Origin of the sequence: Bifidobacterium canis, assembly GCF_009727065.1 — a bacterium.
GTDB lineage: Bacteria > Actinomycetota > Actinomycetes > Actinomycetales > Bifidobacteriaceae > Bifidobacterium > Bifidobacterium canis.
On the sequence record NZ_WNLP01000003.1, the window covers coordinates 83,897 to 96,436 of the forward strand.

Consider the following 12,540-nt stretch of genomic DNA (forward strand, 5'->3'; position numbering starts at 1 on the left):
CTAAAATCTCCTTCAGTCGAGCACGTCGAGCTGGGTCGGGATGACCGGCTCGCCACGCATAAGCGACTGCGCGGTAATCGGCAGCTTTGCCAAAGCCTTGGCGTGGTAGTCCTGCGCAGCCATCAGACCATCGTGCCCGCGGAATTGCGGGTCGATCTCGCCATCCACCACGAAGTCGGTGAGCAGATTCTCCCAGCCTTCGCCGGGCTGGAACGCGCGCAAAGCGTTAGGGCTGCCGGAGATCACGTGCTCGCAATCCGCCAGCGAATACTCGTAGGAGCGGAACGCGAGCTTCGCGCCGGGAGCGGTCGCCTTGTCTTTCGACTTCTTCGCGACCGGCTGCATCGTGCCGTCGTTGTTCGCGCGTTCGGTCAGCTTGTAGACCATCGCGCAGGTGGGAGCGCCGGAGCCGGTCACCAGCTGCGTGCCCACGCCGTAGGAATCGACGGGAGCGGTCTGCAGCGACGCGATCGCATATTCGTCGAGATCGTTCGTCACCGTGATCTTTGTGTTCGTAGCACCGAGCGCGTCGAGCTGGTTGCGCACGCGCTGGGCAAGCGCCGCCAGATCACCCGAGTCGATGCGCACTCCACCGAGCTCAGGGCCCGCAACCTCCACAGCCGTTTTCACAGCCTCTTCGATGTTGTAGGTGTCGACGAGCAGCGTCGTGTTCGTGCCGAGCGCCGCGATCTGAGATTCGAACGCGTCGCGCTCGCTGTCATGCACCAATGTGAAGCAGTGAGCGGCGGTGCCGATCGCCGGCAGGTCGTAGAGCTTCGCAGCGAGCAGGTTCGCGGTGCCCTTGAATCCGCCGACGATCGACGCGCGTGCGGCGGCAACGGCGGCCCACTCGTTCGTGCGACGTCCACCCATGTCCATGCACGGGCGGTTCTTCGCGGCGGTCACCATGCGCGAAGCGGCGGCGGCGACGGCGGAATCATAATTGAGAATCGACAGAATAAGCGTCTCGAGCAGCGTGCACTCGCCGAACGTTCCCTCGACCTGCAGAATCGGCGAATTCGGGAAATACACCTCGCCTTCGCGATACCCGCGCACAGAGCCGCTGAAACGGTAGTTCTCCAGCCATTTAACCGTCTCTTTGTCAACAATGTGACGGTCCGCGAGGAACTTGAGATCGGAGTCGTCGAGATGGAAGTCCTCAAGCGCGTCGAGCAGCCGGCCGATGCCCGCGACCACACCATAGCGGCGACCCTCCGGCAGATGGCGCGTGAACACCTCGAACACGCACGGGCGGTTCGCCGTGCCGTCTTTCAGCGTCGCGTCGAGCATTGTGTATTCATACATGTCGGTCATCAGCGACGGATCAAACACCACCATCGGCTCTCTCCTTTTACTTTGCAGCTATGCTTGCGCATTGCGTCTGCGCGAAATACTTTTAGCCTAGTCGAAGTAGTGCGAAAACGTTTGCCGCGCGTCAGTTCGCGGACGTGCAATGGTTACACTGGTGACATGCGTTATTTTGCGGGAATCTGGCGAATCGCCATCGCGGTGCTTTGCTTCATCGGCACATATCCGGCGTGGCAGACCACGAATCTGTGGGTGTTCCTCATGTATCAGATCGGCCTCATCACCGGCGTTGTGATGCTGTGGAGCGGCTGTGCGAGCATTCTGCGCGGAGTCCAGCCGCCCGCTTGGTTGCGCGGCTTCACGCTCACCTACGCGTTCGCGCTCGCCGCCGTGCACTTCTTCATCACGCCTGCCGCCGAATTCGCCGTGTCCACACAGTTGTTCTACCAATTGAAGGCGCCGATTCTCGCGCTGGTGATCGTGGCGATGCTCGCCGTCGACTTCTTCGCGTTCGAACCGCACCGCACGTTCAAACCGATCTTCCCGCTGCTGTGGCTCGCGTACCTGCCCGTTTACGTTATTTTCGCGATCGCGCGCGCTTACTTCTTCCCGCACTCCGGACCAACGCCCACCGCGTACCCATACGACTTTCTCAACGTGACGCACTTCAGTTGGGCAACCAGTGGCGTGTTGTGCTTGAAATCCTCGCCGTCTACTTGGCCGTTGGCGTGGTGCTCTGCCTGTTCGACCGCGCGCTGCCCGCGAAGGCGGCGGGCGAGTGACGCGCGTCGCGAACGCACACATGTTCACCGCACGCCTATTATCGGAGTAGTTGACGAGAGGATACGATCATGACGATTGCACGCGCGGACGGCCGCGCTTATGACGAACTGCGCCCGGTGCACATCACCCGCGCTTTCACCGACGTTCCCGAAGGATCAGTGCTCATCGAATGCGGCAACACGCGAGTGATGTGTACGGCGACGTTCACGCCCGGAGTTCCGCGCTGGCGCAAAGACAGCGGGTTGGGCTGGGTGACCGCGGAGTATTCGATGCTTCCGCGCGCCACCGCACAGCGCACCGACCGCGAGTCTGTGCGCGGCAAGATCGGCGGCCGCACGCACGAGATCAGCCGACTGATCGGCCGCTGTCTGCGTGGTGTGGTCAACATGGAGGCGCTCGGCGAGAACCAGATTCAGCTCGATTGCGACGTGCTGCAGGCCGACGGCGGCACTCGCACCGCGTCGATCACCGGCGCATACGTGGCGCTCGTCGACGCGCTGCGCTGGGCGAAGGAGAACGGCAAGATCAAGGCCGTGAGCGACGTGCTGCTCGACAGTGTGTCGGCTGTGTCGGTCGGTGTGATCGACGGCGAACCGATGCTCGACCTGCCATACGTTGAGGATTCGCGCGCGATGACCGACATGAACGTGGCGATGACCGGCTCCGGCAAGTTCATTGAGATTCAGGGCACCGCAGAGCATCGCCCGTTCTCGCGCGACGAGCTCAACGTGCTGCTCGACCTGGCTGCCAAAGGCAATGCCGAGTTGCAGGCGGCTCAGAAGGCTGCGCTGGAGGCTTGACCACCGCTCGTTAGGGCGTTTTTACTTGAGATTTACTTGGGATTACCTGAATGTGCTTGAGTATTAGACGTTGACTACTAGACTCTGAATAATTCATATTGTTGACCCGCGCACATATTTGGGAGTGTTATGAAAATCGTCGTCGCCACGCACAATGAAGGCAAACTGGTGGAAATACGCGAGATTCTCGCTGACGAACTCGGCGACCTCGCCAACAAGATCGAACTCGTGTCTGCCGGTTCGCTGAACCTGCCCGACCCGGTGGAGACCGGCGTCACGTTCCAAGAGAACGCATTGCTCAAGGCTCGTTTCGTGGCACAGCGCACCGGATTGCCGGCGATCGCCGACGATTCCGGACTCATTGTGGACGTGATGGGCAACGCTCCGGGCATCCTTTCCGCTCGTTGGGCAGGCAAGCACGGCGATGACGAGGCGAATCTCAATCTGTTGCTCGCGCAAATCGAAGATATTCCAGACGATGACCGCACTGCGCGCTTCCGCTGCGCCGCCTGCTTGGTGGAGCCGATCACCAGCGAGGAAGACACCGCGGATTATCGTTCCGGAGACGATTTCGACGACGGCGACGGCATGGAAGATGTGCGCGAAACCGTTGTGGTGGGCGAGATGCCAGGCACGATCGTGCGCCACCCGCACGGCACCAACGGTTTCGGCTACGACCCGATCTTCCTGCCGGATGATCAGCCGTTGTCTGCCGTGCAGAACGGCGAGCTGCTGACGTCCGCGGAGATGACGCCCGAGCAGAAGAACGCGATTTCGCACCGCGGCAAGGCGTTGCGCGCGCTTGTGCCGGCGATTCGCGATCTCGTTGAAAACGAATAATCAATAATCAAATATCACATACAAATAATAGAAAACATAGTATTCGCTCAAACGGCATAACCGACGACGCGTATATCGAGGAAAATAATGCGGCAATTCGCTTTTGAAGAAGTAACCGAGCAAGAGTTCCGTGAATTCAGCGAGCACTCGCCACAGTCGAACTTTCAGCAGACAGTGCAGATGGCGAAATTGCGTCGTATGTATGGCGCGCAAGTTGATTTGGTGGCGATGCGCGAAGACGGCGTGATCAAAGCCGGTGCAGTGCTCATCACTCATGGTGATGGGCTGTCGAAGTTCTGCAACGTGGTCAATGGGCCACTGTGCGACTACGATGACGCCGAGCTGACGCGCGCGTTCCTCGGTAAGCTCAGCGAGTTCGCGAAGAAGAAGCACGCGGTTCATCTCGACATCTCGCCGGAGGAGCCATACAGAATTCGCGACGATCACGGCAACGCTCTGCCTGACGATAACGGTGGCGCACCGAATACGCGTATGATGCGCAATGTGGCCGACGCTGGATTCGAGCACGCTGGTTTCGTGCGCGGCTACACGGCGACGGTGCGCTGGCGTTTCATGAAAGACATGCGTGGACTCGGTGACGAGAAATCGTTGCTCGAATCATATTCGAAGCGCACGCAGTGGAGCATCAAACGTGCACGTTCGATGGGTGTGCGCGTGCGCGAGATCGGCCTCGACGAACTCGACACGTTTGCGAAAATCGAGCAGCAGACTGCGGAACGCAGGAATTTTGAATATCGCGGAGAACAGTATTTCCGCCGGTTTGCGAAGTGCTTCGGTAGCAATGTGCGCTTCATGCTCGCCGAAATCGACACTGCGGAATATCAGCAGTCGATGCAACGCAAGGCGGATGATCTGCAGGCACTGGTGAGCGGGCTCGAAGAGAAGATCACGAAGCGCGAGACGACGAAGCTGCGCCGCCGTTTGAACGAGGAGTCGAGCAATCTCGCCGCCGCGCAGAAAAGGTTGGCGGAAGCGAACGAACTGGTTGCGAAGGGCGATCTGATTCCTGCCGCCGCATCGATGTTCGTGTTGAGCGAGCGCGAAGTCGTGTATCTGTTCTCAGGCAGTGTGGAAGAATACAAGCCGTTCTATGCGTCTGCGCTCATTCAGCACGAGGCGATGCTGCGCTATTGCGTGGAAAGCGGCGTTAAACAATATGATTTCTATGGTATCGACGGCATTTTCGACGATCCGCATTCCGAAGGACGCGGTGTGCTCGAATTCAAGCAGGGATTCAATGGCTACGTGGTCGAGATGCCGGGTGAGTTCATGAAGATTCTGAGACCGGGCGTCTACAAGCTCGAACAGTTCGCACACAAGCTGCTGCGCCGATAACCGATAATTGGCGGATGTCGCACGCGGAGTTTTGCCGCGCGAATTGCGTCAGATGAGGCCGGCGGTGATGAGCGTGTGCGCGCCGGTCATCAGCACCAAACTGATCACCGCGCTCAGCGACAGCGTGAAGCCTGCGAGACGCGCGTTGCCGAGCACTTCGTCGGTGAACAGCGTGGAGAAGACGGCGACCGGGGCGAGGCAGCACATCATCGTCGCTTCGCGGATCATCGGGCTGAACGGCAGCAGGAACCAAGCGGCGCAGGCGAACGCGATGCCGAAAGGCAAGCGCCAGGCGAGCACGCGCAACACTTCCAATGTGTCGTGTTTGCTGGCGGGAAGATCCATCATCATGCCCACCATCAGCATCGCGAAGAACGCGTTCGCGTTCGAGAACGGGTGGAACAGCGCGGCGACCCACTCGGGCAGCGACCAGCCACAGAGCGTGATCACGATCATCAGCACGTAGGTGTCGAACGGCACCGAACCGACGAAGCCTTTGAGAATCGTGCGGCGAAGGGCACGGTGCGCAAGTCGTTTGGCGTCTTTGTCGGTCGGTTTCGTGTATGGCAGCGTTGGAGCCTCGCCAGCGCCTTGCTCCGCCAGCGTTTTTCCGGGATGAATATGCAGTAGCGTCTGCGTCATCACATTCGTGCCGGCAGCCACCATGATGCAGTTGCCGATGTCGAACATCGCGGCGGGCACAACCGCCTGCGCGCCCAGAAACGCCTGCACCACCGGGAAGCAGAAGCAGCCGATGTTGAGCCCTGATGCGTTCAGCATAAGAAACGCGCGTTCGGTGACGGGGGAGTGGCGGGTGGCGGTGAAAATCACCAACACCGGAATGAGCGCCACGATGAAGCCGAACAGCGAGAGCCACAGCAGTGAACGGTCGTGCGGATTCGTGGCGAACGAATACACGATCGCGCCCGGCAGCACGAGGTCGAACAGCGCCACCTGAATCACGCGGTAGTCACGTGGTTTGAACAGTCCGCCGCGCTTGAACAAGTAGCCGGTGATGATGATGCACAGCAGGGCAATCGGTTGTAGCAGAGTCAACATAACGGTTCTGAGCTTACGCCGAACCCTGTCGTGAAGCGCGAAAGTGCGCGAGATGGGACTCGAACCCACACGACCGAAGTCACAGGAACCTAAATCCTGCGCGGCTACCAATTACGCCACTCGCGCGTGCCGGACTGCGCCGGATATACAAAACCCTAGGCGGCGAAGCGTCTAGGGTGATGGAGCCACTTGACAGAATCGAACTGTCGACCTGCTCATTACGAGTGAGCCGCTCTACCGACTGAGCTAAAGTGGCACATGCTTAGTGCACAAGAAATAGAGTATAGCGTAAGTCCCAGAAATCTGTGTCGGCGTGTCGCTTACGTTTCTGCCGCGTATATATGGGCGGTGGAGAGCGGGACTTGGCGACTCTTATGTTGTGACGCTTATGTGAGTGCGTTCCCAAGTGCTGGCGCGAGGGTATTTCGCTTATGAGGAGACATTATGCGCCCGTTCGGCAAGTACAATCGCTGAAAAACGTTGAAATGCCGTCACCTATACACGCGTATACGCCCAGTAATGTCTCTTCGTAAGCGAAATACCTCCACGCCGGCATTTGGTACGCGATCACTTCCATATATGTCACTTGCACATATGACGGTAAGAGGGGAATAGGGGAGCGGCGGTAGAATTGTGGGCATGAGCAACGGATTCGACGATTTTTACGCCATCATTCCCGCAGGCGGCACCGGCACGCGCCTTTGGCCACTGAGCCGTGAAGCCAAGCCAAAGTTCCTGTTCGATCTGCTTGGGCAGGGTCGCACGCTTATTCAATCGACCTTCGACAGGTTGGCCGCCATCGCTGGCATGGACCACGTGTGCATCAGCACAGGTGAGCGTCATGTCGCCGCAGTCGAGGAGCAGCTGCCGGAAGTCGCGCCGGAGCATATTTTCGCAGAGCCCGCGCCGCGCGATTCCACCGCCGCCATCGCGCTCGCCACGGCAGTGCTCGCGCGCAGGCACGGTAACAACATCGTCGTCGGATCATTCGCCGCAGACCATGTGATCCGCGGCAAAGTCGCGTTCGTCGACGCGGTTCGCCAAGCCGTCGAAACCGCGCGTGCCGGCTACATCACCACAATCGGCATCGCCGCGTCGCGCCCATCCACCGCGTTCGGCTACATTCACGAGGGGCAGTCGCTCGCCGACGAGATCCCCGACGCTCCAGACGCGTGCATAGTCGAGCGGTTCGTTGAGAAGCCGAACGCGGCGACCGCGCAAGCGTATTTGTCAACCGGCGAATATCGTTGGAATGCCGGCATGTTCGTGATGCGCGCGGATGTGCTGCTCGATCATCTGCATCAATACAAGCCGCAGCTCGCGCGTGCAATCGACGCCATTGCAGACGCGATCATCGAAGATGACCGCGCACTCGCGCAAGCTCAGGCGGAGGCGCACGAGCGCGGTGAAAACGCGCGCGAAACAGTTGATGTGGCGGATTTCCACGAGCATCGCGACGCCGCAATGAACAAATACTGGCAGTCGTTGGAGAAAATCGCGTTTGACTACGCCGTCGCCGAGCCACTCTCCGTGGAGGGCGGCGTCGCTATGATCCCAGGTGATTTCGGGTGGGACGACATCGGCGATTTCAACTCGGTCGCCGCGCTGCTGCCGAGCGTGAACGAGCGCAATCTCAAGGTGCTCGGCAATCCCGACCAAGTGGTGACGCTCGACTCCGCCGGCGACATCGTGGTGCCCGACGCCAACCGCACGGTGACGCTGCTTGGCGTGAACGACATGGTTGTGGTCGATACTCCCGACGCACTGCTCATCGCGCCTCGCGCACGTAGCCAGGAAGTCAAATCCATGGTGAAAATGCTCGACGAGTCAGGGCGAGAAGATCTGCTCTGAGCGCGCGCCGAGCTGCCGAACATCTGTTTTGCAAACGATGTCACAGCGAAATCGCACATTTCTCATGTGAGTTTCTGAGCCAACGTTCAGAAACTCACAGTATGCTCGAGAAAATATAGTAATGCGCGGCGTGACTGTCGTATTTTATGAGTATTGTGAAGACCGATGATTGACTGCAAACGTATGCCTAGATACCCGCAGTGAGTACTCGAGTGACTGCTCGCGGCGCGGGTGAGGGATCCGCAGTTATTTATCTGATGATGAAAGGAAAATCGTATGGCAATCAATCCGCCAGTTGACGCCACGACCACCGAGGCGTGGGGCAAGCTGCAGAAGCACTATGACGAGCTGCAGGCCCAGGGAATCGACCTCAAGAAGTGGTTCAATGATGATCCGAACCGTGTGGATGCCCTGTCGTTCGACGTCGGCACCCTGCGTTTCGACTTCTCCAAGAACTTGATCAAGCCGGAGACCATCAAGCTGTTCGCCGAGCTCGCCGACGAAGTGCACCTCGCACAGCGCACGAAAGACATGTATTCCGGCGTGCACATCAACAACACCGAGGATCGTGCCGTGCTGCACACCGCTCTGCGCCGCGAAGCCTCCGATGAGGGCAAGCTGATCGTTGACGGTCAGGACGTCGTCAAGGACGTGCGTGAAACCCTCGATCGCATGTATGCGTTCGCCGACAAGGTTCGCTCCGGCGAATGGAAGGGCGTGACCGGCAAGGAAATCGAAACCGTCGTCAACATCGGCATCGGCGGCTCCGACCTGGGCCCAGTCATGGTGTATGAGGCACTCAAGCCATACGCCGACGCTGGCATCAAGGCTCGCTACATTTCGAACATCGACCCGAACGACATCGCCGAGAAGACCCGCGACCTCGATCCAGAGACCACGCTGTTCGTGGTCGTCTCCAAGACCTTCGGCACGCTCGAGACGCTCACCAACGCTCGCGAAGCCCGCGCCTGGCTGCTCGAAGAGCTTCAGGCATCCGGCGCCATCGACGGCTCCGATGCACAGAACGCCGAAGCCGTTGAGAAGCACTTCGTCGCTGTGTCGACCAACCTTGAGCGCGTCAAGGAATTCGGCATCGACCCGAAGAACGCCTTCGGCTTCTGGGATTGGGTTGGTGGCCGTTACTCCGTCGACTCCGCAGTCGGCCTGACCCTCGCCATCGTCTTCGGCCCAGCACGCTTCGAGGAGTTCCTCGCAGGCTTCCGTGAGGTCGACAAGTACTTTGCGCAGACGCCGTTCGAGAAGAACGCCGTCGTGATCATGGGCATGATCAACGTGTGGTACCGCAACTTCTTCAAGGTCGCCTCCCACGCCGTGCTCCCATACGACCAGTACCTGCACCGCTTCCCGGCGTATCTGCAGCAGCTGACGATGGAATCCAACGGCAAGTCCGTGCGTTGGGATGGCACCCCGGTCACCACCGAAACCGGTGAGATCTTCTGGGGCGAGCCAGGCACCAACGGCCAGCACGCCTTCTACCAGCTCATTCACCAGGGCACTCAGCTGATCCCAGCCGACTTCATCGCGTTCGCGAACACCCCGAACCCGCTCAAGGACGGCGATCAGGATATGCATGAGCTGCTGCTCGGCAACTACTTCGCCCAGACCAAGGCTCTCGCGTTCGGCAAGACCGCTGACGAAGTGCGCGCTGAAGGCACTCCTGAAGACATCGTTCCAGCTCGCGTGTTCACCGGCAACCGCCCAACCACGTCGATCATGGGCGTCCGTCTCGACGCATTCGCACTCGGCGAGCTCATCTCCCTCTACGAGATGATCACCTTCGTCGAAGGCACGGTCTGGGGCCTCGACTCCTACGATCAGTGGGGCGTTGAGCTCGGCAAGCAGCTCGCCAAGCAGATCACTCCGGCGATCTCGCAGGATGACGACGCTCTCGCCGCTCAGGATGCTTCGACCCGCAGCCTGATCAACTTCTACCGTGAGGTTCGCGAGTTCTGATCGCTCAGATTCGCATACTTTCGCACATTGCTGCCGTCGCGTGAGCGGCGGCAGCGCTCTAAACAGTGTCCGGCACCGCGTAAGCGGTTGCCGGACACTGTTTTTGCGCAGCTCCCATCTCGCACCCTGCTTTGTCTCCCTCATTTTGCTGGCGGGGATATAAAACTCTTGCACCCTCAAGTAATCCGCAATCTATTTCGTTGAAAAATAGCGGTTTTCTCAGCTCATATACATGCGCATAGTTGCGTTTTATATCCCCACCAGCAAAATAGGGGGAGTGGAGTGTGCGAACAGCGATGGAATCCACGGGATTGTATATAATTGTGTTTCGCTGTGCCGGCAGGCGAGTCGCCGCATGAACCCGCGTGCCCGAAGAGTCCAGCCGAACTCGACTTTCGGCGGATTGGCAAGCTTTTCGAAACAGGTTTCGAAAATACCGACGAGAGTTCCGCCAATGAGCAGAACTCCTAACTATGCGCTGACATGCGGCAGTGAATAAGGAAACACTATGGTTAACGCTATTGAGGCATTCGACGCCAAGCACATGAAGCCAGCCGAGGAGATCCCGGATTTCCGTCCAGGCGACACCGTTGACGTCAACGTGAAGATCAAGGAAGGCAACAACTCCCGTATTCAGACCTTCACCGGCGTGGTGATCGGCCGTCAGGGCGCTGGCGTTCGCGAGACCTTCATCGTGCGCAAGATCAGCTTCGGCACCGGCGTTGAGCGTCGCTTCCCGCTGCACTCCCCATCGATCGACTCGATCAAGGTCGTTCGCCGTGGCCGCGTGCGCCGCGCGAAGCTCTACTACCTGCGCAACCTGCGCGGTAAGGCTGCTCGCATCGTCGAGCGCCGCGACAACTCCGCTAAGTGAGTTCAGTTTTTACGTGAGAAGCCGAGTCTGTGGTTCGCAGACTCGGCTTTCGCATATAGTTCATCGTTGCTACATGTGTCACGCCCGCGCGTACGATGCGCGCGGAACTGTTACAGTGGTGTGCGAATACAACTAGAGGAGGGGCCGTGGAACCGCAGAAGTTCGATGACTCGGCAGCAAACGCATCTATGACAGCTGACGTTGCCGACAGTTCAACACCGTCGCCGATGCAGTCGGATAACAAGGCAAGCAAGAAGTCTTCCACTGCGTCGTCTGTGCGCGACTTTTTCGTATGGTGCGCGATTCCCGTTGCGATTATTGTGCTGCTGCGTATTTTTGTGTTCGGTATGTATGTGATCCCGTCGAAGTCGATGGAGAACACGATTATGCCGGGCGACCGCGTGATCACCACCAAACTGTCTCCGCGCATGGTGTCGCTGAAACGCGGCGACGTGGTGGTGTTCAAGGATCCGTCGAACTGGCTCGCCAACGAGGGGAACACCTACAAAAGTGACTTTTTGATCAAGCGGCTTATCGGCTTGCCTGGTGACACCGTGGAGTGCGACGGCGCTGGGCAGCCGATCAAGATCAATGGCGTGGCGATCGATGAGACCAGCTACATCAAGCCCGGCGACCAGCCCAGCTCGTTCGCGTTCAAAGTGACGGTATCGGCGGATCACGTGTTCGTGATGGGTGACAACCGCAGCAATTCGGCTGATTCCCGCTATCATCTCAACGATTCCGAGCATGGTCAGGTGCCGATTTCCGACATTTCCGGCGTGGCATTCGCCCGCTACTGGCCGCTGAACAGACTGGGCACGCTGAGCAATCACAGCGACGTGTTCGCGAATGTGCCCGACCCGAGTTCAAGCTCCAGTTCGGACTGAGTGCATATGAGTATTACCGCAACGCCCACGTTCGCGCTGGAACGTGGGCTGGCTGAAGACGGTTATTCGCTTATCGTCGGCTTCGACGAGGTGGGGCGTGGCTCGCTCGCAGGGCCTGTTATGGTGGGTGCCGCCGCGTTCTTCGCGCAGCATCTCGACTCTGCTGAAGCTACGATGCCGCACTATTTGGCGGATTCGAAGATGCTCACCGAACACCGCCGCGACGCATTGTTCGAACCACTGCAAACATGGGTTGACGCATATTCGATCGGCTCGGCGAGCAATACCGAGATCGATGACTGGGGGATTTCACACGCGCTCGGCATAGCGGCTTTGCGCGCACTAGACGGCGTGGAGCAGGCGTTGGGGATCGAAGCGACTGGCGTCGTGCGCGTTGGCGCGATTCTCGACGGCCCGAACGACTACATCACCAAGGCTTTGGGCACGTTTGAAGCTCCGGCAGTGCCGGTTCCAGCGCATGTGATCACGCAGGTGAAGGGCGACCAGCATTGCGCAAGCATCGCCGCCGCCGCCGTGCTCGCCAAAGTGACGCGAGACCGCCTGATGGTTAAGTTGGCTGAATCATCGCCGGAATACGCTCGCTATGAGTGGGCGCACAACAAGGGGTATGGTTCGAAAGCGCATCGTGCCGCCATCGCCGAGTATGGTCCCAGCGATCTGCACCGCCTGACCTGGCATCTCACATAAGTTCCGAGCAACTCTACGCTTTCGTGCGCTCTCCATCTTTTGCGACCAATATATATTGGTTGCAAAAGCAGCGCACGACTCAGCCTTAGGGATGAGGTTG

11 protein-coding genes and 2 tRNA genes are annotated in these 12,540 nt (G+C 59.1%); 9 read left to right on the forward strand and 4 right to left on the reverse strand.

The annotated features are described in order from the left end of the window. Positions 1-12 precede the first annotated feature (12 nt). Positions 13-1,338 carry a nicotinate phosphoribosyltransferase gene (locus tag GSD1FS_RS04225; protein WP_155588533.1) on the reverse strand — a complete coding sequence of 442 codons (1,326 nt, stop codon included), beginning with the start codon at positions 1,336-1,338 and terminating at the stop codon, positions 13-15. A 132-nt stretch (positions 1,339-1,470) separates the two neighbouring features. On the opposite strand from GSD1FS_RS04225, the gene GSD1FS_RS04230 reads away from it, so the two are divergent. From GSD1FS_RS04230 to GSD1FS_RS04245, 4 genes are all read left to right on the forward strand, one after another. Further along, on the forward strand, positions 1,471-2,163 hold the full coding sequence (locus GSD1FS_RS04230) for a permease (RefSeq protein ID WP_246165815.1): 693 nt from the start codon (positions 1,471-1,473) through the stop codon (positions 2,161-2,163). Further along, positions 2,160-2,891, forward strand: coding sequence for a ribonuclease PH (rph, locus tag GSD1FS_RS04235; protein WP_155588534.1), 732 nt, complete (start codon positions 2,160-2,162; stop codon positions 2,889-2,891). The genes GSD1FS_RS04230 and rph overlap by 4 nt, the downstream gene beginning before the upstream one ends. Positions 2,892-3,020: 129 nt before the next feature. Next, positions 3,021-3,731, forward strand: a complete 711-nt coding sequence (locus tag GSD1FS_RS04240) for a non-canonical purine NTP pyrophosphatase (RefSeq protein ID WP_155588535.1) — start codon at positions 3,021-3,023, stop codon at positions 3,729-3,731. 87 nt (positions 3,732-3,818) lie between these two features. Next, a complete protein-coding gene (locus GSD1FS_RS04245; RefSeq protein ID WP_155588536.1) occupies positions 3,819-5,087 on the forward strand; it encodes an aminoacyltransferase in 1,269 nt (422 codons plus the stop codon). Positions 5,088-5,135: 48 nt separating this feature from the next. On the opposite strand, the gene GSD1FS_RS04250 is transcribed toward GSD1FS_RS04245, so the two are convergent. From GSD1FS_RS04250 to GSD1FS_RS04260, 3 genes are all read right to left on the reverse strand, one after another. Continuing rightward, a complete protein-coding gene (locus GSD1FS_RS04250) occupies positions 5,136-6,146 on the reverse strand; it encodes an AEC family transporter (RefSeq protein ID WP_196425028.1) in 1,011 nt (336 codons plus the stop codon). A 44-nt stretch (positions 6,147-6,190) separates the two neighbouring features. After that, positions 6,191-6,272, reverse strand: a tRNA-Leu gene (locus GSD1FS_RS04255). 54 nt (positions 6,273-6,326) lie between these two features. Continuing rightward, positions 6,327-6,402, reverse strand: a tRNA-Thr gene (locus GSD1FS_RS04260). A gap of 383 nt (positions 6,403-6,785) precedes the next feature. Between GSD1FS_RS04260 and GSD1FS_RS04265 the strand changes: the two genes are divergently transcribed. From GSD1FS_RS04265 to GSD1FS_RS04285, 5 genes are all read left to right on the forward strand, one after another. Then, complete coding sequence (locus tag GSD1FS_RS04265) at positions 6,786-7,997, forward strand: mannose-1-phosphate guanylyltransferase (protein ID WP_155588538.1); 1,212 nt, start codon at positions 6,786-6,788, stop codon at positions 7,995-7,997. Positions 7,998-8,273: 276 nt separating this feature from the next. Next, positions 8,274-9,971 (forward strand): glucose-6-phosphate isomerase, encoded by a 1,698-nt coding sequence (gene pgi, locus GSD1FS_RS04270; protein WP_155588539.1) that lies wholly within the window; start codon positions 8,274-8,276, stop codon positions 9,969-9,971. Between the two features lie 508 nt (positions 9,972-10,479). Further along, positions 10,480-10,845 carry a 50S ribosomal protein L19 gene (gene rplS / locus GSD1FS_RS04275; RefSeq protein ID WP_155588540.1) on the forward strand — a complete coding sequence of 122 codons (366 nt, stop codon included), beginning with the start codon at positions 10,480-10,482 and terminating at the stop codon, positions 10,843-10,845. 227 nt (positions 10,846-11,072) lie between these two features. Continuing rightward, positions 11,073-11,732, forward strand: coding sequence for a signal peptidase I (gene lepB / locus GSD1FS_RS04280; protein WP_246165829.1), 660 nt, complete (start codon positions 11,073-11,075; stop codon positions 11,730-11,732). 6 nt (positions 11,733-11,738) lie between these two features. Then, positions 11,739-12,440 (forward strand): ribonuclease HII, encoded by a 702-nt coding sequence (locus tag GSD1FS_RS04285; protein WP_155588541.1) that lies wholly within the window; start codon positions 11,739-11,741, stop codon positions 12,438-12,440. The last annotated feature ends 100 nt before the right edge of the window (positions 12,441-12,540 follow it).

What these genes read in the sequence shown, in the direction of transcription:
- GSD1FS_RS04225 (WP_155588533.1), bottom strand. Translation starts at nt 1,338, where the DNA reads ATGGTGGTGTTTGATCCGTCGCTGATGACCGACATGTATGAATACACA.
- GSD1FS_RS04230 (WP_246165815.1), top strand. Translation starts at nt 1,471, where the DNA reads ATGCGTTATTTTGCGGGAATCTGGCGAATCGCCATCGCGGTGCTTTGC.
- rph (WP_155588534.1), top strand. Translation starts at nt 2,160, where the DNA reads ATGACGATTGCACGCGCGGACGGCCGCGCTTATGACGAACTGCGCCCG.
- GSD1FS_RS04240 (WP_155588535.1), top strand. Translation starts at nt 3,021, where the DNA reads ATGAAAATCGTCGTCGCCACGCACAATGAAGGCAAACTGGTGGAAATA.
- GSD1FS_RS04245 (WP_155588536.1), top strand. Translation starts at nt 3,819, where the DNA reads ATGCGGCAATTCGCTTTTGAAGAAGTAACCGAGCAAGAGTTCCGTGAA.
- GSD1FS_RS04250 (WP_196425028.1), bottom strand. Translation starts at nt 6,146, where the DNA reads ATGTTGACTCTGCTACAACCGATTGCCCTGCTGTGCATCATCATCACC.
- GSD1FS_RS04265 (WP_155588538.1), top strand. Translation starts at nt 6,786, where the DNA reads ATGAGCAACGGATTCGACGATTTTTACGCCATCATTCCCGCAGGCGGC.
- pgi (WP_155588539.1), top strand. Translation starts at nt 8,274, where the DNA reads ATGGCAATCAATCCGCCAGTTGACGCCACGACCACCGAGGCGTGGGGC.
- rplS (WP_155588540.1), top strand. Translation starts at nt 10,480, where the DNA reads ATGGTTAACGCTATTGAGGCATTCGACGCCAAGCACATGAAGCCAGCC.
- lepB (WP_246165829.1), top strand. Translation starts at nt 11,073, where the DNA reads ATGCAGTCGGATAACAAGGCAAGCAAGAAGTCTTCCACTGCGTCGTCT.
- GSD1FS_RS04285 (WP_155588541.1), top strand. Translation starts at nt 11,739, where the DNA reads ATGAGTATTACCGCAACGCCCACGTTCGCGCTGGAACGTGGGCTGGCT.